The 19,664-nt window shown below is 62.4% G+C and carries 14 protein-coding genes and 1 tRNA gene; 9 read left to right on the top strand and 6 right to left on the bottom strand.

Features of this window, described 5'->3' with window-relative positions; all coding sequences use genetic code 11:
• Positions 1-75: 75 nt before the first annotated feature.
• On the bottom strand, positions 76-939 hold the full coding sequence (locus BPRO_RS14310; RefSeq protein WP_049764128.1) for a lytic transglycosylase domain-containing protein: 864 nt from the start codon (positions 937-939) through the stop codon (positions 76-78).
• A gap of 734 nt (positions 940-1,673) precedes the next feature.
• Between BPRO_RS14310 and BPRO_RS14305 the strand changes: the two genes are divergently transcribed.
• Positions 1,674-5,768: a DUF748 domain-containing protein gene (locus BPRO_RS14305; RefSeq protein ID WP_011483785.1), complete on the top strand. Its 4,095-nt coding sequence runs from the start codon at positions 1,674-1,676 to the stop codon at positions 5,766-5,768.
• A gap of 241 nt (positions 5,769-6,009) precedes the next feature.
• Entirely contained in the window at positions 6,010-8,886 is a 2,877-nt protein-coding gene (locus tag BPRO_RS14300; RefSeq protein WP_049764246.1) for a DUF349 domain-containing protein, read from the top strand.
• A 114-nt stretch (positions 8,887-9,000) separates the two neighbouring features.
• On the opposite strand, the gene BPRO_RS14295 is transcribed toward BPRO_RS14300, so the two are convergent.
• From BPRO_RS14295 to BPRO_RS14275, 5 genes are all read right to left on the bottom strand, one after another.
• Positions 9,001-9,786 carry a zinc-dependent peptidase gene (locus BPRO_RS14295; protein ID WP_011483783.1) on the bottom strand — a complete coding sequence of 262 codons (786 nt, stop codon included), beginning with the start codon at positions 9,784-9,786 and terminating at the stop codon, positions 9,001-9,003.
• 55 nt (positions 9,787-9,841) lie between these two features.
• Positions 9,842-10,687: a UDP-2,3-diacylglucosamine diphosphatase gene (locus tag BPRO_RS14290; protein ID WP_157045803.1), complete on the bottom strand. Its 846-nt coding sequence runs from the start codon at positions 10,685-10,687 to the stop codon at positions 9,842-9,844.
• Positions 10,688-10,722: 35 nt separating this feature from the next.
• On the bottom strand, positions 10,723-11,232 hold the full coding sequence (locus tag BPRO_RS14285; protein WP_011483781.1) for a peptidylprolyl isomerase: 510 nt from the start codon (positions 11,230-11,232) through the stop codon (positions 10,723-10,725).
• 29 nt (positions 11,233-11,261) lie between these two features.
• Complete coding sequence (locus BPRO_RS14280; RefSeq protein WP_011483780.1) at positions 11,262-11,996, bottom strand: peptidylprolyl isomerase; 735 nt, start codon at positions 11,994-11,996, stop codon at positions 11,262-11,264.
• A 185-nt stretch (positions 11,997-12,181) separates the two neighbouring features.
• Positions 12,182-12,829 (bottom strand): tetratricopeptide repeat protein, encoded by a 648-nt coding sequence (locus BPRO_RS14275; RefSeq protein WP_011483779.1) that lies wholly within the window; start codon positions 12,827-12,829, stop codon positions 12,182-12,184.
• 315 nt (positions 12,830-13,144) lie between these two features.
• Here BPRO_RS14275 and cysS point away from each other — a divergent pair, with 315 nt between their 5' ends.
• The 7 genes from cysS (at position 13,145) to BPRO_RS14240 (ending at position 19,655) form a co-directional block, all read left to right on the top strand.
• Positions 13,145-14,533, top strand: coding sequence for a cysteine--tRNA ligase (gene cysS / locus BPRO_RS14270; RefSeq protein WP_011483778.1), 1,389 nt, complete (start codon positions 13,145-13,147; stop codon positions 14,531-14,533).
• A gap of 64 nt (positions 14,534-14,597) precedes the next feature.
• Complete coding sequence (locus BPRO_RS14265) at positions 14,598-15,293, top strand: DNA-3-methyladenine glycosylase family protein (protein WP_011483777.1); 696 nt, start codon at positions 14,598-14,600, stop codon at positions 15,291-15,293.
• 43 nt (positions 15,294-15,336) lie between these two features.
• Positions 15,337-16,317 carry an acetyl-CoA carboxylase carboxyltransferase subunit alpha gene (locus BPRO_RS14260; RefSeq protein ID WP_011483776.1) on the top strand — a complete coding sequence of 327 codons (981 nt, stop codon included), beginning with the start codon at positions 15,337-15,339 and terminating at the stop codon, positions 16,315-16,317.
• A gap of 31 nt (positions 16,318-16,348) precedes the next feature.
• A complete protein-coding gene (locus tag BPRO_RS14255) occupies positions 16,349-17,155 on the top strand; it encodes a phytanoyl-CoA dioxygenase family protein (RefSeq protein WP_011483775.1) in 807 nt (268 codons plus the stop codon).
• Positions 17,124-18,125: a tRNA lysidine(34) synthetase TilS gene (gene tilS, locus BPRO_RS14250; protein ID WP_049764127.1), complete on the top strand. Its 1,002-nt coding sequence runs from the start codon at positions 17,124-17,126 to the stop codon at positions 18,123-18,125. Before BPRO_RS14255 ends, tilS begins: the two co-directional genes overlap by 32 nt.
• Positions 18,126-18,258: 133 nt before the next feature.
• The gene (locus BPRO_RS14245; RefSeq protein WP_011483773.1) at positions 18,259-19,527 is read left to right on the top strand and encodes an aspartate kinase; all 1,269 of its coding nucleotides are present in this window, start codon (positions 18,259-18,261) and stop codon (positions 19,525-19,527) included.
• 35 nt (positions 19,528-19,562) lie between these two features.
• Positions 19,563-19,655, top strand: a tRNA-Ser gene (locus BPRO_RS14240).
• Positions 19,656-19,664 lie beyond the last annotated feature (9 nt).

Raw genomic sequence — 19,664 nt, 5'->3', positions numbered from 1 at the left:
GGGATGGAGCCCGGCGTCGAGGATGCGCTCTACAAGCCCAAGCCACCCAGCCAAGGCAGGGGGCTGGACGAGGGGTCAGGACTGACTGAGGAAGGCTACCTTTTCAGGCATTTTGCTGCCGTCGCCAGCGTCCCCGGCGCCAGGTTTTGCCGGCAAGGACGCCGGGATAGGGCGGGCCGGAGCCGGATTGGCGAAGAACGGCGAGGGCAGAAGGCGCTTGCTCCCCACCACGGTCAGCAGGCGAGCGTGCTCGGCCATGACTTTTCCGGCGTAACCGCCATCATCTTCCATGTTCGCCGCGCCCACGTAATATTTCAGACCTCCCTCGATGGAGCCGGCCCGGGCAATGCACTCCTGCAGCACCTTGACACCGACACGAAGGTTGGTCACCGGGTCAAACGCCGCCAGTTTGCCGCCAAAGTTTTCATACTTGTCGTGATGCACCTTGGTCATCACCTGCATCAAGCCCTGCGCGCCGACCGGGCTTTGAGCAAAGGGGTTGAAACCCGACTCGATTGCCATGATGGCCAGAATCAGGGTGGGGTCGAGCTTGGCTTTCTGGCCAATCTCGAATGCCTCTGACACCAGAACGCTCAGAGGCTCCGGTGCCACGCCGTACTTTTTGCTCAGCCAGTAAGCCACGGCTGCCTGTTGGGATGGCAGGTCTTTCGGGTTGGACGCGGTGGCCCGGTCAATGGCGGCGGGCTCGGTAAAGCCGATCGCCGCCTCCCGGCGCTCCTGCAGCCAGGTGATCAGCTCGGATTCACCCGCCTGACGCAAATCGGGTCGGGCGACAAGGGTGATCACCGCAAACACGACGGCCAGCCCCAGGAGGGCAAAGCTGTTGTGGATGATCTCGAAAAAGCCCTGGGCAATATCGTCAGCAATATTTGAAAGACTGCTGCGTACACTTTTAAAGTGCGCCTCAAGGTGCGGCATCAAGCCATGGTTTCCTAGCGCTGTCATAGCACTCCTTTCTACGCCTGCGCAGCCGCGGGGGCCATGCAGACTTTGATTGGGTCGCCATCAAACCAAGGCCTGGCCTTGTGGGTGTTGACCCCTTGTTTGACGTTGCCGGGTTCGGCAGCGGGTTCGGGTTGCCCCTAGGTTTTGGGAACAGGTCGAATTTTAGTGGCCGCTTTAATAACCTGTCAAGAATAACAAATCAGTTTGATATGCAATTTTCTTGATAAACACTCGGTTTTATATCAAAAAGCAGCCTAAGAGTGGGCCGCCGCGCTGCCTTTTGACGGGCTGCCCCAGTTAAATTTACTTACCCAAATTTCAATGTCATCCAGGATCCCGTGTGGCTGTGAGATTTCTCCCCGTGGTCGGCGTGGGGCTCCCGGGCATCCCGAAGAAAACGGCAATCACTTCCATTTCCGCGATTGAAAATTTGGACTTGCCCGTCGCCTACCGAAGGTTTAATCTTTATCTGCCTGATTGATTCAGGCTCCCACTGGGTAACCAACCCCGGTAAAACTGGAAGCAATCACTTGCTTCTATCGCACTGTGAGACGATTACTCTCTCCTTTGCGAAGCCCGACGGCATGAGCATTACGCCCGCCGTCAACCCCGGTCAGTCAAGCTGGTCGGGGTTTTTCGTTTTGAATCACCACTTTTTTCAAATAAATCATTGACCTTTTGGCCCGGCCATAAAAAACTCGGGTCTTATGCCAAGCAATGAATTGAAGAACAAGTGGTGGGAGGGGGGGCGGAAATTTCAGGCCAAGGTTGGCGTTTGGGTCCGGTCACCGTCGTGGCGGCGCCGTGCGAGCTGGGCTTTTTGGGGGCTGTTGCTGTTGTGGGCGCTGGCCTATGCGGCGGTCCCCGTCATCCTGACATCGCAGCTGGAAAAAATTGCCTCTGAAAAGCTGGGTCGCCGGGTGACCGTGGGGCAAGTGGACTTCAAGCCGTGGTCGCTGGAGCTGACACTCAACGACCTCGTCATCGCCAAAACCAGCCCAGCCGGCGCCACCACACCGGTTACAGCCGGCAGCGCCCAGGCCGGCGCAGCGCCTCAGCTCACGATCAAGCGTATCTATATAGATGCGGAACTCGAGTCCCTGCTGCGGCTGGCACCGGTGGCCGATGCGATCGTGGTGCAGGAACCCGCGGCTTCGCTGACTTATCTTGGGGAAGGGCGTTACGACATTGACGACATCCTGGACCGTTTCAAGGCCTCCGCAGGCGAGGTGCCTGGCGAGCCTCCGCGGTTTGCCCACTACAACCTGGAGCTCAATGGCGGTCAACTGGACTTTATCGACCAGTCGGTGAGCAAGACCCACGTGCTGCGGGACCTGCAGCTCACAGTGCCTTTTTTGAGCAACCTGAAGTCCCAGCGCGAGATCAAAACCGCGCCGCATCTGGCTTTCCGGCTCAATGGCAGCCGTTTTGACACGGCGGCGGTCGGTACGCCCTTTGCACAGACCCGCAAGACCGACGCCCGCTTCACGCTCAGCGGTTTTGACCTGAGCCCCTACCTGGCATACTGGCCGGCCAGCCTGCCGTTCCGGCTGCAAAGCGCGGTGCTGCATGCCGATGCCAAGGTGGCGTTCGAGCAAACCCCGGACGCCGTCGTCAGGATATCGGGAACTGCCACGGCAGAGAAGGTCCGCCTGCTGACGAGCCCGGGCCCCGGCCTGCCGGCGGCTTCCTCGTCAAGCCAGGATTTGTTGTCCTTCGACCGGCTGCAGATCAGCATGGACGACGTGCGCCCGCTGGAGCAATTCGTCAAACTCTTTGCCGTGGAGCTCACCGCGCCCACGGTGCAGATCACGCGGGACCGGGCAGGGCGACTGAATGTACTGCCCTCCAGTACACAAGGCGCCACAAAAAACATAGCTGCTAACGACCAAAAATTGGGCGCAAACCCGCCAAACGATGTCCAACCAGAGGCCGCGGTCAGCGAACCGGCGGCCCCGTCCGCCGCAGCGGTTTCCACGGCCTCGACGCCCTGGAAAGTGCAAGTGGGCAAGGTCACCGTGCGCGGTGGCGCGCTGAACTGGCTGGATGAAACCCTGAGCTCGCCTGCCCAGATCCGGCTGGCAGGCATCGCACTGGACGCGTCGGCAATTGCCGTGCCGTTTGCCGCCGGCGCCCCCCTGCAGTTCAATGGATCGATAGGGCTGGATCAGTCCGTCCAGGAGCCGCTCGCTGCAGCGGCAGGTGCCAACACAAAAGCACAGACAAAGGCGAAGGCGATGGCGGCCGGGGTTTCCGTGAAAGCCATCGCGCCCGAGCCGGCCGCCACCCCCGCGTTGTTGACCTTCAGCGGAACGGCCACGGACCAGGCGGCCCAGGTCACTGCCACGGTGGCTGCCTGGCCACTCAATATGGCAGCCAGGTACGTTGGCCAGTTTTTGCTGCCGGCGTTGAACGGCCAGCTCGATGCCCAACTGGGCGTGACATGGCAGGCTGCTAGCGGCGACAAGGGCCAGGCGCTGCAGGTCACGGCCCCGCAGATCGCCGTCAGCGGCGTGTTGCTGGCGCAAGGCAAAACCTCGCTGGTGTCCATCAAGCGTGTGGACCTGTTTGAGGTGGGCATCGATGTGGCCGGCCAGACCTTCAAATCCGCCAAAATGCAGCTGACCCAGCCCAGGGCGAAGGTCGACCGCGATAGCGACAAACGCTGGATGTACGAGCGCTGGATGGTGAGCCGCGGCATGTCATCGCCGCCACCGCCGTCGCCAGCGCTTACGGCCCCCAAAGCCGACGCACCTTCCTGGGCCGTGGCCATCAACGAGGTGCTGCTCGAGGGGGGCGCCATATCGTTTTCCGACAAGGCCGGCGCCAAGCCGGTGGTGTTTGAGGTCTCGGCGGCCAGGGCCCAACTGGGTGGGCTGGTGCTTGATGACCGGCCCTCGGCCAGGGCGCAAGCGGCCAAACCGATGCCGCTCACCGCCTCCTTGCGTCTGGCCACCGGGCATTTTGAACCCGGCAAGCTTGATTTCAAGGGCAATGTGGGCCTCGTGCCGCTGCAGGCTCAGGGGCAGCTGGTGGTGGACCGGCTGCCGGCGCAGGCGTTTGAGCCTTACTTCGCCGACGCGCTCAACATCGAGCTGCTGCGCGCCGACGCCAGCTTCAAGGGCCGCGTGGCCTACCGCCAGACCCCGGCGGGGCCGCAGGCCCAGGTTGCCGGCGATGTGGCACTGAAAGAATTCAGGGCCAATACCCTGGCACCCAGCGAGGACTTGCTGGCCTGGAAGGCGTTGAACCTGCGCGGCCTGAATGTGGCACTGGACCCGGCCAAGGCGACGCGGGTGGACGTAACGGAAACGGTGCTGACCGACTTCTTCGCCCGCGTGATCGTCACACCCGAGGGCCGCATCAACCTGCAGGACCTGCTCAAGCCGGCCACCTCTGCCAGCACCGCGGGGGGCACGGCAACGATCGCCGCTTTCACGCCTGCATCTCAAACTGCTACTAAAACCATAGCTGGTGGTGCCCGTCAAACAGAGGCTGTAGCGCCAAAAGGCTCGCAAACCGTAGCGCAATCGCCTGCTTCGGCCCCTGCCGCCGCCAGCCCCGGCCCGCCTCCGGCAGTGAGTTTTGGCCCCATGAGCCTGGTCAACGGCAAGGTGCTGTTTTCGGACCGTTTTGTTAAACCCAACTATTCGGCCAACCTGAGCGACCTGACCGGCAAGCTCAGCGCGTTCTCCTCGGTGTCCCCGGCGGTGCCATCCAGCACGCCGGGCAGTGGCACGGCTACGACGCCCAACATGGCCGACCTGGAGTTGCGAGGCCGGGCCGAGGGCACGGCGTCGCTGGAGATTTTGGGCAAGCTCAACCCGCTGGCCAAGCCGCTCGCGCTTGACATCACCGGCAAGGTGCGCGACCTGGAGCTGCCGCCACTTTCGCCCTATGCCGTCAAGTACGCCGGGTACGGTATCAGCCGCGGCAAGCTCAGTATGGACGTCAACTATGTGGTTCTGCCTGACGGGCGGCTCACCGCCACAAACAAGCTCATCCTCAATCAGCTCAGTTTTGGTGACAAGGTCGAGGGTTCCACCGCCAGCCTGCCGGTCAAGCTGGCGGTAGCGCTGCTGGCCGACCGCAATGGCGTGATTGACCTGGACTTGCCCATCAGCGGCTCGTTGAACGACCCGCAGTTCAGCCTCGGCCCCATCATCGTCAAGGTCATTGTCAATGTGATCGTCAAGGCAATTACCGCACCGTTCAGCCTGCTGACCAGTGCGCTGGGCGGTGGTGGAGAGGAGTTGAGCACCGTCAGTTTCAAGGCCGGCAGCGCCCAGCTGGGGCCAGAAGCCAGGGCAGGGCTCGACAAGGTGGCCAAGGCGCTGGCAGATAGACCAGCCCTCAAGCTCACGGTCGTTGGCACCAGCAGTTTGGAGGCCGAGCGTGAGGGTTTCAAGCGCGAGCGGCTTGATGAACTGGTGGGGGCCGAAAAGCGCCGCAGCACGGTCAAAGAGGGCGGTACCGCCGGGGCCGCGGTCAGCATCAGCGCCGCCGAGTACCCCGCCTTGATCAAGGAGGTGTACAAACGCGCGGACATGCCCAAACCGCGCAACCTCATCGGCCTGGCCAAAGAGCTGCCCGTGTCCGAGATGGAAAGTCTGCTGCTGGCCGACATCAAGGTGAGCGATGACGCCATGCGCGAGCTGGCGGTGCAGCGCGGCATGGCCGTCAAGGACTACCTCGCCACCCGAAATCTGCCACCTGATCGCCTCTTTCTGGGGGCCGCCAAAGCGGTGCCGCCAGAGGCCAAATGGACGCCACGCGCTGAACTTAATTTGGCGATGCCCTAAAAACAGCGAAAATACGCCCAGTGCTTTATTTTTAAAGCGTGAGGGCGGGGCGCAAGAGGCAAAGGCCTTGTACGCCGCGACCCGCTTTCCCCGCTGACGGTTCACCACCCATTGCCCTGACCATGGCAGCAAGTGCTGGCAGGCGCAAGCATCCCGGAGCATAGGGCGCTCCGGCTCGCGTGCCGTCTTCGGCTGTTTTCTCGAACCGAGTGTTATTAATTTTTTTATGCTGCGTTTTCCCATGTCCAAATCTTCCAAAGCCGACGCTACTCCGGCACATGCATCCACCGTGAAAACCGGCCCGGCCAAATCGGCCGAAGCCCATCCGCTGGACGGCCTGACGGGCGGCGCGTTTTCAGCGCCCACCTCGGGCGAGCGCGCGGCGCGCATCCGTCAGTGGCTGGCGACGGAACCCACAGCGGAGCAGATGGCCGAGGTTTACAAGGACCTGGCCAACCGCGACAAGGGCGCCGCCAAACCCCTCAAGGAAAAGCTCGACGAGGTCAAGCGCAGCAAGGGCCAGGAAGCCGTGGCGGCCGAATGGGCTGAAAAAGCGCAGGGCCTGCTGGCCTTGCCCAAACTCAATCTGGCTGATGCCCTGGCCTGGCAGCGTGACGCCGCCAAGGCTGGAGCGCCCTTGTCCCGGGAACCGCTGGCCGGCCTGAAGGTACAACTGGCCGAGCGCGTCAAGACCATCGAAGACCTGCAGCACCGCACCCAGGTGCAGCGCGAAGCCGCCGTGCTGATTGCGCAGCGCATCGAGGTGTTGTCCATCAAACCCTGGCGCGATGCGCAAGCCGCGCTCGATACCCTGCGCACCGACGTGACGCACTGGCAGAACCAGGCCGACGAAATCATGCACGACGCCAACTGGGCCAGCGTCGACGCGAAATTTCCTCCGCTGCTGGACGCCTCGCGTGGCCAGTTGCTGGCTGTCTGGGAGGCCTTCCAGGGAGCACTGGCCGTGGCCGTGAAAGCTGCGGAGGATGCGGCGGCGCCACTGCCCGCCGTGCCCGTGTGGGCCGACGAGTTGCGCGCCGCGCGTGGCGTTCCGGCACCCGCGGGCGAGCAGCCGGCGCGCGCGCCCAAGGCCAAAATCGATCCTGCTGTCTTGAAGGACATGCGCGAGAAGGCGACGGCGGCTGTGCAGGAAGCGCTGGCCAGGCTGGAGCACGAAGTGACGGAAGGCCATGGCAAGTCCACGCCCAAAGTCGCGGCTGACCTGCGCCATGCGCTGAAAGAGCATATCCGCCACATCGACAGCAAGCTCGAAGCCGCTGCGCACGCTGCGCTGACGGCGGCCGGCGAACTGGAAGGCTGGCAGCGCTGGCGCGCCGACCAGATCCGCGAAGAGCTGGTCGTGAAAGCCGAAGCGCTGGTGGCACACCCCATGGGCGGCCGCAAGCAGCAGGAAGCCCTGCGCGCCATGCGCGAGCAGTGGAAGACCAGCGACCAGGGCGGCACGCCCAACCATGCGCTGTGGAAGCGCTTTGACGATGCCTGCAATGAAGCCCATAAAGTGGTCGAAACCTGGCTCGAAAAAGTCAAGGAGCAGACGGAGGCCAGCAAGGCGCAGCGCCACGCACTGATTGAAGAAGTGCTGGCCTGGGCCGAAGCCCACAAGACCAACACCGACTGGAAGCACCACATTCGCAGCCTCAACGGGTTTGTGGAGAAATGGCGCGAAGCGGGGCACCTGGGTGAAAAGGCCTTTGCCGAAATCCAGCCTGTCTGGAAAGCCGCCATGGATGCGGCTGATGCACCGCTGACGGCCGCCCGCAACGAGAGCCTGGCGCGCCGCAAGGCCATGATTGAAGAGGCGCAAGTTCTGGGGGCTGAGCCCCAGTTGCGCATTGATGCCGTCAAGACCCTGCAGCAGCGCTGGCAGCATGAGGCGCAAAGTGTGCCGATTGAGCGCAAGCAGGAGCAAAAACTGTGGGACGCTTTTCGCAAGCCGATTGATGACGCCTTCCAGCGGAAAACCGCCGAGCGCGAAAAAGCAGCAGCTGCGCTCGGCGAGTTCGACCGCATGGTGCTCGAGGCCTCCAAAGCGGTGGAGGCCGCCACGGCCAGCGGCGATGCGCAAAAAATCCACGCCGCCGCCAAGGCGCTTGAGGCGATTGTTCGTGGCCAGGTTCCCGTGCCGGCCCCTGCGCCCGTGCCTGCACCTGCGGCTACATCGGAGTCCGAAGTGCCGTCGGCGGCTTCGGTCGAGGCTGTGCTTGCCGCCGCCAACGAAACACCTGTTGCAGCAGGAGATGATGCCGAAGCCTCCGTTGAATCTACGCAGGAAGCTACAGAAACAGTAGCAGACCAATCGCCCGTCATGGAAGCCGCTTCTGAAGCGGCCGCCACCGAGTTTGCGCAAGCCGGCGAGCCCGCCTCTGCACCCGCTGAACCCCCACCACCGCCCAAAGCCGCACCCAGGCCCATCGTGGCCATGCGCGGTGACGACCGCCCCGGCATGCGCAAGGCTGAAGCAGCGCCCGCAGGACGAGGCGGTAAATTCGGTGACCGCAAGGATTCGCGCCCGGGCGGCCCGCGCCAAAGCACGGACAACAAGTTCGAGCCTTACCGCCCCGACCGCGATGGCAGCCGTTCCGGCCGTGACGACCGGGGCCCTCGTGACAATGACCGCCCGGCCTTCGAAGACCGCGGTCCGCGCCTGGGCGATGCCGCTTTCCGCGCCCAGCGCGAAGCCTTTGAGGCCGCCAACCACGCGCTCAAAAAGCTCGCCATGCAGGCCCATGGTGAAGTGCTGACCCACTTGATCACCGCCTGGGAAAAGCGCGATCCGTCGCTGTTGCCCGGCGCGCAGGAACTGGGCAAGCAGGTCGCTCCCGCTGTGCGCAACCGCTGGGTTCAGGCGGTTGGCGTGCCCTCAGGCAAGGATGCGTCCGAAGCCTTGTTGCGTCTGGAGATCGCCGCCGAACTGCCCACGCCTGCCGAGCACCTCAGTGCCCGCCGCATGTTGCAGTTGCAGCTGCTGACCCGGCGCAACGCACCCGCACCCGCTGAAACCTGGGGTGAAGACGCCGCTCAGGTGCTGGCAGCTGACTTCGATGCCGGCAACGCCAGGCGCGTGCAAAACGTGCTGAAGGTGCTGCTCAAGCGATGAGCTGACCTGTGAACTAGCCTCTCGCAGCCCTCGGGCTTGGGGAGCGCTGGATGCTCACTGTCGCACCGCATGATGCAGAGGTGCTATCAAATAAATAGCTATTTCCCCTTTGCCTTACTGGGTTGAAAGTCTGTTTCGTCTGAAGTATTCATCAAACAACCCAGCCAGAGCTGCGAAGTCCTGCGCAAACCGCGGGCGGTTCACAAAATACGCCTCGCAGGTCACGGCAAAGAATTCGGCTGGTGACGTTGCCGCATAGCTGTCCAGCCAGGGTGGCGCACCGCCAAAACGTTCGGCCATGGCCACCTGTTCTCGAAAGTCGTCGTAGGCTGGTTGCATCACGGCCTGCCAGGCCTCGCGTGCCGTACGCGAGGGCAAGGGTGGGCAGCCGTTGGCAGTGCCGTCGCGCATGTCGATCTTGTGAATGAATTCGTGAACCACGACGTTGTAGCCCTGGCTGGCTGATTCACCTGCCGCAGCCACATCCTGCCAGCTCAGGGTAACCGGGCCGCGCTCCATGGCTTCACCCAGCAGGACTTCGCTGTAGCGGTGCACCACGCCACTGTCGTCCATCACCTCGCGGCGCGCCAGCATGGCTCCCGGGTGCACCACGATGCCTTTGAAGTCGTCGTAATAGTCAAGGCCCAGGTGCAGCACCGGAAGGCAGGCCTGCGCAGCAATCGCGACCGCCATTTCATCGGTGACAACAAGGCCTTGCGCGCCACTGAATTCCTTGCCGGCCAGAAACTGGCCGGCAAGGGTTCGCAGTTGTGACTGCTCGGCCGCTGCGCGTTGGGCCAGGAAAGGGTACTGGGCCAGCGTGTGCTGCCACAGGGTCTCGGGAATGGTGTCGGGATCGGCGCGGACGCGCCCCAGCAGTGTTCGCAGCCAGTTCAGCATGAGGCAGGCGTCTTCGTCTTGATCGCAGGCTTTGTGAGCAGGCCGGCAGCCAGGCCTATAGCAGGGGAATGCGCCGCAAGCCGTCGGCGGACAGGCGCAGCACTTCGGCGCGCGGTACCTTGCCCTCGGCATGCCAGTCGCTGAGCACCACGCGGGCAAAGCCCTGGCCGAGGTCATGCACTGCCGGCTGGTGGGTGTGGCCGTGAATCAGGGTGCGCGCGCCCGCGGCCTCTAGCCACTGGCGGGCGGCCTCGGTGTCCACGTCGGCATAGCCGGCTCCCGACTGCCTGCGGCGTTCGTGCTGTTGCTGGCTTTGCTGGCGCAGCCCGCGCGCAATGGCCTGGCGTTCGGCCAGGGGTCTGGCCAAAAACGCCTTCTGCCAATCCGCGCTGCGTACCTGCTGGCGAAACTGCAGGTAGTCCACATCACCCAGGCACAGCGCGTCGCCATGTGACAGCAGCCAGCGCTGACCTTGAAACACCAGCACGGTCGGGTCGTCCAGCAAGGTGATGTTGCACAGGTCCATCAGCGTCGGGCCGGCCGGTGTCTGGCCGACCAGGAAGTCGCGGTTGCCGTGCATGAAAAAAACAGCCAGCCGGCCTGCTGTCTCGCCCAGCAGGCGGGCGCAGCGGTCTTCAAAGCTGGTCTCCGGCTGGGTCTCCATGCCGGTCGCCAGGGCCGGTAAATCAGCGCTCACCGCATCGTCGCCGACCCAGACCTCAAACAGGTCTCCCAGGATGAACACCGCATCGGCAGGCGTGCTCTCAAGGTAATGCCGCCAGGCCGTGAAGGTGGCGGGCTCCCCGGCCTGCAAATGCAGGTCTGCAATGAAATCGACCGTGCGCCAGGAAGGCGGTGCATGGAGCTCCGCGATCTGGGGCACGGTCAAGGAGGAGGTCACGGGCCGGACTTGGGCAGGCTCAGTCCGAAGGGGCTTCAGGCCAGTGCCACTGCTTTTTCGATCACCACGTCTTCGAGGGGCACGTCATCATGAAAGCCCTTGCGGCCGGTTTTGACGGCCTTGATCTTGTCAACGACCTCGGCGCCCGCCACCACTTTGCCAAACACGGCATAGCCCCAACCTGATGCGCTGGGCGCAGTGTGGTTCAAAAAGCCGTTGTCTGCCACGTTGATGAAAAACTGCGAGCTGGCCGAGTGGGGCGCGTTGGTGCGGGCCATGGCGACGGTGTAGTTGTCGTTCTTCAGGCCGTTGCTGGCTTCGTTCTCGATCTCGGCGTCGGTAGGCTTTTGCTTCATGCCGACTTCAAAGCCGCCACCCTGCACCATGAAGCCGGGAATCACGCGGTGAAACACGGTGTTGGTGTAGTGGCCCTTGTTGACATAGCTCAGGAAGTTGGCGACGGTCTTGGGTGCCTTGGCGGCATCGAGCTCCAGCGTGATGACGCCGTAGTTCTTGATATGGAGTTCTACTTTCGGGTTGCTCATGGTGGTTCCTGTATCAGTGAGTCAATTGATTAATTGACGAGGGTTGCAGATTTGATGAGAACGGGCGTTTTAGGCACGTCCGTGGGGAAGGGGCCGCCGGGGCCGGTGGGAACCAATTTGATTTTGTTTACCACGTCCATGCCGCTGATGACTTTGCCAAACACCGTGTAACCGTAGAGTTGGGGTGCGTTGACGAGTTGCGCGCGTGGTGTGTTTTCATAGACCTGGCCCTGGTACTCAAACCGGGGCACCGGGTCGCCCGGCGGGATCAGCGTCGGATTCAAAAAGTCGTTGTCCTTGACGTTGATGAAAAACTGCGATGACGCCGAATGGGGGTCGCTGGTGCGGGCCATGGCCAGTGTGCCCACCACGTTTTTGGCGCCGCCTTTGGCCAGGGCTTCGCGGCCTTCGTGGACCACCGGGGGGCGGGTCTTTTTCTCGGCATATTTCGCATCGTAGCCACCGCCCTGCACCATGAAGTTGCTGATGACCCGGTGAAAGATGATGCCGTCATAGTGCTTGTCCTTGACGTACTGCAAAAAATTATCGACCGTTTTGGGCGCTTTGTCGGGGTAGACCTCGACCACGAAATCGCCTTCGCTGGTGACAAACTTCACCTTGGGTGCGCCCTGCGCCGAGGCGGGGCCGGCAAGGCCGGTGATGACGGCAGAGACAGCCATTGCCGCGAGCGCTGCGCGGCGAGCCGCGCTGAATGGGGTCAACGTGGCGGACATGGCGGACATGGCGAGCTTGGCAAATGCCATCAAATTACCTCTTCAAGAAAATATTTTTCACTGGCTGCCCCGGCGAGGGCCACTACCACTACGGGTGCCTGGTCCGGCCTGTTCCAACGCCCCTGACCAGTTTGCTAAAGGTTACCACCATCGTGTCGCTGCTGTCGGTCCAGCGCCGATCGTCTGCAGCGGCTGGTGCACTTGGTAGGACGGCACTATCGGGGCGATGCCACGGGTGCAGGGGCTGGCTTGACAACCATCGGGCCGGATATCTGCACGCCGGTGGCGGCCGACTTCTGGTTTTTGGTGCCGGCTGAGAACAATTCGCGGATCAGCGCCAACTTGGGCGGCACGCTGGTGTTGCCACGGTCAAGCTGCAGGGCTTTGTCGTAGGCCTGGCTGGCGAGCTTGGCGTAGACGTCGCCCAGGTTTTCGTGGGCGGTGGCATAGCTGGGGTTGGTGCGGATCGCCATTTCAAGCGCGGCCCTGGCCTTGTCAAACTGGTTCTGGCCGGCGTAGATCACGGCCAGGTTGTTGTAAGGCTCAGGCAGCTCAGGATATTCTTCCGTGATTTTGGTGAAGGTGGCGATCGCGTCGCTGGTCTTGCCGGTTTCAGTCTGGATCACACCCTTGAAGAAACGCATCTGCGGGTCGCGTGGCTTGCTGGCGATGTACTGGTCGGCCTTGGCAAGCGCTTCGGGGTATTGGCCGGCACGCATCAGGCGGCTGACATCGGCGTAGTCGTCGGCATGAGCTGCGGATACCGACAGCATGGCGGCCAGCAACAGCACGCGCAGTGCCGCCGGCAAGGGCTTGCGTGAGTTACTTGAGTTGCTTGAGAACGATGGTGCGCGCGTGGGCATGAGAAGTCTCGCTATTGTTTTGAAGCGTTGGATACCCGTTGGGCGGGAAATCACCATGAAACAGCCTGGCTCTTCAGTGGCCCCCGGAATTGCCGCATGCTGCATGCTGTCAGGTCGGCTGGATATACTGGTCAATTGTAGCTGAGGGGGTATAGTTCGTTGCCGCGCGGAAATCGCGCTTTCCCCCCTTTCTTCCAGGTTCTTTCGCATTCTTTTTTACCTTTGCCTGCGCCTGTAACCGTTCGTTGTATTTCGCTTCTTGTCCCCTTCTGACCGATCGACCGATTCTCGTCAGGCCACGCATTCAGACACTCCATGAGCCTTCGCATTTACAACACGCTGTCGCGTGACGTAGAAGTTTTTTCTCCACTGCTTCCCGGCCACGTGCGCATGTATGTGTGCGGCATGACGGTGTATGACCTCTGCCATCTGGGCCATGCACGCGCCATGGTGGCTTTTGATGTGGTCCAGCGCTGGCTCAAGGTGAGCGGGTTGAAGGTGACTTACGTGCGCAACGTGACCGACATTGACGACAAGATCATCAAGCGGGCCGTGGAAAACGGTGAAACCATCCGATCGCTGACCGACCGCATGGTGGTCGCCCTGCACCAGGATGCAGATGCGCTGGGCATTGAGCGCCCCACCCACGAGCCGCGCGCCACCGACTTTGTGCCGCAGATGCTCAGCCTGATCGGCACCCTGGAGAAAAAGGGACTGGCCTATCAAACCCAAAGCGGCTCGGGCCAGGGCGACGTGAACTACGCCGTGCGCAAGTTTGACGGCTACGGCAAGCTGTCCGGCAAGTCGCTGGATGAGTTGCGGGCCGGTGAGCGGGTGGAAGTGCTTGATGGCAAGGACGATCCGCTGGACTTTGTGCTCTGGAAAAGCGCCAAGCCGAGCGAGCCCGATGACGCCAAGTGGGACAGCCCCTACGGCCCCGGCCGGCCCGGCTGGCATATTGAATGTTCGGCCATGGCCTGCGAGTTGCTCGGGGAGTCGTTTGACATCCACGGCGGCGGCGCCGATCTGCAGTTCCCGCACCACGAAAACGAAATTGCCCAGTCGGAAGGAGCCTTTGGCAAGCCCCTGGCCGGCACCTGGATGCACAACGGCTTCGTGCGGGTGGACAACGAAAAGATGTCCAAGTCACTGGGGAATTTTTTCACCATCCGTGAAATCCTGGCGAAGTACGACGCCGAGACCGTGCGTTTTTTCATCATTCGAGCCCACTACCGCAGTCCGCTCAATTACAGCGATGCTCACCTGGATGACGCCCGCAATTCGCTCAAGCGCCTCTATACCGCGCTGGACCTCGTCAGCCCTGCCGTGGTGGCGATTGACTGGACCAACCCGTTTGCGGCGCGCTTCAAGGCCGCCATGGATGAAGACTTCGGCACACCGGAAGCGGTGGCGGTGCTGTTCGATCTGGCCGGTGAAGTCAACAAAACCCGTTCTGCCGAGCTGGCTGGTTTGCTGAAGAGCCTGGGCGGCTGCCTGGGCTTGCTGCAGAGCGCCCCCGGCAGCTACCTCCAGGCCGGCGCCGGGCTGGACGATGCCAGCATCCAGCGGCTGATCGCTCAGCGCGCCGATGCCAAGAAAACGAAAAACTTCGCCGAGGCAGACCGCATCCGCAATGATTTGCTGGGTCAGGGCATTGTGCTCAAGGATTCACCGGCAGGCACCACCTGGGAAGTGCAATCGTGAGGTTGGGGCTTAAATATTCAGATCATTCTGGCCACCAGTTGCTGCAGCGCGGGTGCGGGCAGTTATGAAAAAGATAGTAAAAACCGGCCCTGCCAGTGTTGAGCTGGCCGATGTTCCCGAGCCCGCCACCACGGTGCCCGAGTATTGGGGCGACGCCTGCAGGCACCTGGTCAAGAAAGACCGGGTGATGAAGCGGCTGATTCCCCAGTTTGGCGACGCCTGTCTTCATGCAAGGGGGGATGCCTTCAGCACGCTGGCGCGCAGCATCGTGGGGCAGCAGATCTCCGTGAAAGCGGCCCAGAGCGTCTGGACAAAGTTCTCGGCCCTGCCCAAGAAAATCACTCCCGCCAACGTGCTCAGGCTCAAGGTTAACGACATGCGGGCTGCGGGCCTGAGTGCGCGCAAGGTGGAGTACCTGGTAGACCTGTCGATACACTTCGACACCGGCACGGTCCATGTGAAGGACTGGCAGGCGATGGACGACGAAGCCATCATTGCCGAGCTGGTGGCCATCCGCGGCATTGGCCGCTGGACCGCCGAGATGTTCCTGATTTTTTACCTGATGCGTCCCAACGTGCTGCCGCTGGACGATCTCGGCCTGATCAACGGCATCAGCCAGAACTATTTTTCGGGTGAATCCGTCAGCCGCAGTGATGCGCGCGAGGTGGCTGCGGCCTGGGCGCCGTATTGCAGTGTCGCAACTTGGTATATTTGGCGCTCGCTGGACCCATTACCGGTTCTGGGTACCGAGCAAAAATAACGGTAACAGGCCTTAAGTTTTAAGAAGCCTTGAGGAGCATGACATGGCGAAAAAGACCTTTCTCGATTTTGAGCAGCCCATTGCGGAGCTTGAAGGGAAAATTGAAGAGCTGCGCTACGTGCAGACCGAGTCGGCAGTCGATATCTCGGAAGAAATCGACCAGCTGGCCAAAAAGAGCCAGCAACTGACCAAAGACATCTACAGCGACCTCAACCCCTGGCAGATCACCAAGATCGCCCGTCATCCGGAGCGGCCTTACACGCTGGATTACGTCAACGACATATTCACCGATTTTGTGGAGCTGCACGGCGACCGGCATTTCTCGGACGACCTGAGCATTGTGGGCGGCCTGGCCCGCTTCAACGGCACTGCCTGCATGGTGCTGGGCCACCAGAAAGGGCGCGACACCCGGGAGCGCGGCCTGCGCAATTTCGGCATGACCAAGCCCGAGGGTTACCGCAAGGCCTTGCGCCTCATGAAGACCGCCGAGAAGTTCAAGCTGCCGGTGTTCACCTTTGTGGACACCCCCGGTGCCTACCCCGGCATCGACGCAGAAGAGCGCGGCCAGTCGGAGGCCATCGGCCGCAATATTTTTGAAATGGCGCAGCTCGAAGTGCCCATCATCACCACCATCATCGGAGAGGGCGGCTCCGGCGGCGCGCTGGCCATTTCGGTGGCTGACCAGGTGGTGATGCTGCAGTATTCGATTTACTCCGTGATCAGCCCGGAAGGCTGCGCATCCATTCTCTGGAAAACCTCGGAAAAGTCGCAAGAAGCCGCCGACGCGCTGGGCATCACGGCGCACCGGCTCAAGGCCCTGGGCGTGATCGACAAGATCGTCAATGAGCCAGTGGGCGGCGCCCATCGCGACCACAAGCAGATGTCCGCATTTTTGAAGCGGGCGCTCAACGACGCATTCCGGCAGGTCAGCGACCTGAAGGTCAAGGAGCTGCTGGACCGCCGCTACGAACGGCTGCAGAGCTATGGCCGTTTCACCGACACCAAAGCCGACGCCGGCAAATAGGGCGCTACGGCAAGCCCAAGCGAACAAGCCCATGGCCAGCCTGTCCGACCAGGAAATCCGGCACTATCGGGACCAGGGCTACGTCATTCCGCAGTTCCGGCTCAGCGATGCCTGGGTCCGCCGCATGCAGGATGCGCTGAACACCTTGATCCGCAACAACCCGGGCGTGCGCCCCGAAAAACTGGTGAGCGCCCATATCGAGGGCCACAACGATGAGGGCGTGCGGGGCAACCGGGATTTTTTCGATCTCGCCATGAACCCGGATATCGTTGACCTGGTCACGCAGGTGATCGGGCCCGACGTCATCCTGTGGGGCTGCCACGTATTCTGCAAGCCGGCCAGCGAAGGTTTTGAAACGCCCTGGCACCAGGACGGCCATTACTGGCCCATCCGCCCGCTGGCCAACTGCACCGTCTGGGTGGCGCTGGAGCCGAGCACGCGCGAGAATGGCTGCCTGCGCGTGATCCCCGGTTCGCACGCCGCCAAAGTGCTTCATCCTCACCTGCATGAAGACCGCACCGATCTGACGCTGAACCAGCGCATGGCCGAAGGCAGCTTTGACGTGAACGACGCGGTGGATCTGGAACTTGAGCCCGGCCAGATGTCTTTGCACGACATCTACATGATCCATGGCGCCCAGGCCAATACCTCCGGCATCCGGCGCACCGGCGTGGCGCTGCGCTATATGCCGGGCACTTCATTGTTCGACCGCAGCCTGCGCCCATCGGACGGCGAGACCGGCGTCCCGGTCAGCTTTGCTACGCGGCCTTTGTGGCTGCTCCGGGGCGAGGACCGGACAGGGCGCAATGATTTCTCGGTGGGCCACCGTGGCTCGTAGCGCGACGGCGCAAGGCTTACCCGAAGCGCTGGCTTCTTTCTCTCCGGGCCTGCCTTTCGCTGTAGCGCTCAGCGGCGGCGCCGATTCAACCGCCTTGCTGGTGGGCTGCGCCGAGAAATGGCCTGGTCAGGTCCGGGCCGTTCATATCCATCACGGCCTGCAGGCTGCAGCCGACGACTTTGAACGGCACTGCCAGGCCCTGTGCGCGCAGTTGAACGTGCCGCTTGCCGTGAAACGCGTGCAGGCCCGCCATGCACCCGGGGAAAGTCCCGAGGACGCGGCCCGCAAGGCCCGTTATGCGGCTTTTGGGGCTGTTGCTCGTGAAGAATGGGCGCAGCATGCCATCAAAGACATAGCAATAGCCCAGCATGCCGATGACCAGGTTGAAACCATGCTGCTGGCGCTGTCGCGCGGGGCAGGGCTGCCGGGGCTGGCCGCCATGCCGGCGCGGTGGGAGCGGGACGGCATCGTCTACCACCGCCCGCTGCTGGCGGTGCCCGGGGCGCTGGTGCGAGCCTGGCTGGTCGAACGGGGCTTGCCCTGGGTGGAAGATCCGACCAATACCGATGAGCGGTTCACGCGTAACCGCATTCGGGCCCGGCTGTTGCCCGCGCTGGCGGACGCCTTTCCGCAGTTCCGCGAGACCTTTGCGCGCAGTGCCCGACACGCGGCCCAGGCCCAGGCGCTGCTGGTGGAGGTGGCGCAGCAGGATCTGGCCACGGTCGGCCTGCCGCCTGCCATCACGGCCCTGCAGGGTTTGTCGCAGCCACGCCAGGCCAATGTGCTGCGCCATTGGCTGCAGCTGCAACAGGCCACACCCAGCGCGGCGCAACTCGATCAACTGCTGACGCAAGTGGCCGCCTGCACCACCCGCGGGCACCAGATCCACCTTAAGGTGGCGACAGGCCACGTGACGCGCGTCGGCACGGTGCTGCACTACACCGCCGGGGCGGGTCAGACGGACGATTAGGTAATAGCCCTAGGTATAATTAAAGGCTTTGCTGGCAGCCAAAGCCTTCCCTGCAGAATGCAGAAAGGGCATGAGAGGCCTGCAAAAAGCAGCACGCAATGTTCGCAACCAACTCCTGAATTGACATCCTGCAATGGCTTTGATCGTTCATAAATACGGCGGCACATCGATGGGCTCAACCGAGCGCATCCGCAATGTGGCCAAGCGCGTCGCCAAGTGGGCGCGGGCCGGCCACCAGATGGTCGTGGTTCCCAGCGCTATGAGTGGCGAAACCAATCGTTTGCTGGGCCTGGCCAAAGAGCTGGCCCCCGCACGGCCCGGTGACGACTATCATCGTGAACTCGACGCGCTGGCCGCGACCGGCGAGCAGGCCTCCAGCGCGCTGCTGGCCATTGCCCTGCAGTCCGAAGGCATGCAGGCCGTGAGCTACGCCGGCTGGCAGGTCACCATCAAGACCAACAACGCCTACACCAAGGCCCGCATCGAGTCGATTGACGACGAGCGCGTGCGCGCCGACCTGGACGCCGGCAAGGTCGTCATCATCACCGGCTTCCAGGGTGTGGACGAGGGCGGCAACGTCACCACGCTGGGCCGCGGCGGCTCCGACACCTCTGCCGTGGCGATCGCGGCAGCCCTGAAAGCCCACGAGTGCCTGATTTACACCGACGTGGACGGCGTGTACACGACCGACCCGCGCGTGGTGCCCGAGGCACGCCGCCTGCATACCGTGAGTTTCGAGGAAATGCTGGAGATGGCCTCCATGGGCTCCAAGGTGCTGCAGATCCGCTCGGTGGAATTTGCCGGCAAGTACAAGGTGCCGCTGCGCGTGCTGTCCAGCTTCACCGACTGGGACATCGACATCAACGAAGAAGCCAGATCAGGCACTTTGATCAGTTTTGAGGAAGACGAAAACATGGAACAAGCCATCGTATCGGGCATCGCTTTCAACCGCGATGAAGCCAAAATCTCCGTCCTCGGCGTGCCAGACACTCCGGGCATTGCCTACCAGATCCTCGGCGCCGTGGCTGACGCCAACATCGAAGTCGATGTGATCATCCAGAATATCAGCAAGGACGGCAAGACCGACTTCAGCTTTACCGTGCACCGCAACGACTATTCCAAAGCCGTTGACCTGCTGAAAACCCAGGTGCTGCCCAAACTCGGCGCGCAGGAAGTCACCGGCGACGCCAAGATCTGCAAGGTCAGCATCGTAGGCATCGGCATGCGCAGCCATGTGGGTGTTGCCAGCAAGATGTTCCGCGTGCTCAGCGAAGAGGGCATCAACATCCAGATGATTTCCACCAGCGAAATCAAGACCTCCGTGGTCATTGATGAAAAATACATGGAGCTGGCCGTTCGTGCCTTGCACAAGGCTTTTGACCTGGACCAGCCCGCCGCCTGAAAACCGGCTTTAAGTCGTGAGATAATCGCTTTATTGGAAACGTGACCGAGTGGCCGAAGGTGCTCCCCTGCTAAGGGAGTATGGGGTGTAGAGCCTCATCGAGGGTTCGAATCCCTCCGTTTCCGCCAGTACAAAAA

The organism is Polaromonas sp. JS666, assembly GCF_000013865.1.
In the GTDB taxonomy this organism is placed as follows: domain Bacteria; phylum Pseudomonadota; class Gammaproteobacteria; order Burkholderiales; family Burkholderiaceae_C; genus Polaromonas.
This window is presented reverse-complemented; position numbering and strand designations above follow the sequence as displayed.

Coding starts and splice junctions, on each gene's coding strand:
- BPRO_RS14255 (WP_011483775.1), top strand. CDS start 16,349: ATGGCCAGCCTGTCCGACCAGGAAATCCGGCACTATCGGGACCAGGGC.
- BPRO_RS14265 (WP_011483777.1), top strand. CDS start 14,598: ATGAAAAAGATAGTAAAAACCGGCCCTGCCAGTGTTGAGCTGGCCGAT.
- tilS (WP_049764127.1), top strand. CDS start 17,124: ATGATTTCTCGGTGGGCCACCGTGGCTCGTAGCGCGACGGCGCAAGGC.
- cysS (WP_011483778.1), top strand. CDS start 13,145: ATGAGCCTTCGCATTTACAACACGCTGTCGCGTGACGTAGAAGTTTTT.
- BPRO_RS14300 (WP_049764246.1), top strand. CDS start 6,010: ATGTCCAAATCTTCCAAAGCCGACGCTACTCCGGCACATGCATCCACC.
- BPRO_RS14280 (WP_011483780.1), bottom strand. CDS start 11,996: ATGGCATTTGCCAAGCTCGCCATGTCCGCCATGTCCGCCACGTTGACC.
- BPRO_RS14295 (WP_011483783.1), bottom strand. CDS start 9,786: ATGCTGAACTGGCTGCGAACACTGCTGGGGCGCGTCCGCGCCGATCCC.
- BPRO_RS14260 (WP_011483776.1), top strand. CDS start 15,337: ATGGCGAAAAAGACCTTTCTCGATTTTGAGCAGCCCATTGCGGAGCTT.
- BPRO_RS14245 (WP_011483773.1), top strand. CDS start 18,259: ATGGCTTTGATCGTTCATAAATACGGCGGCACATCGATGGGCTCAACC.
- BPRO_RS14275 (WP_011483779.1), bottom strand. CDS start 12,829: ATGCCCACGCGCGCACCATCGTTCTCAAGCAACTCAAGTAACTCACGC.
- BPRO_RS14305 (WP_011483785.1), top strand. CDS start 1,674: ATGCCAAGCAATGAATTGAAGAACAAGTGGTGGGAGGGGGGGCGGAAA.
- BPRO_RS14285 (WP_011483781.1), bottom strand. CDS start 11,232: ATGAGCAACCCGAAAGTAGAACTCCATATCAAGAACTACGGCGTCATC.
- BPRO_RS14310 (WP_049764128.1), bottom strand. CDS start 939: ATGCCGCACCTTGAGGCGCACTTTAAAAGTGTACGCAGCAGTCTTTCA.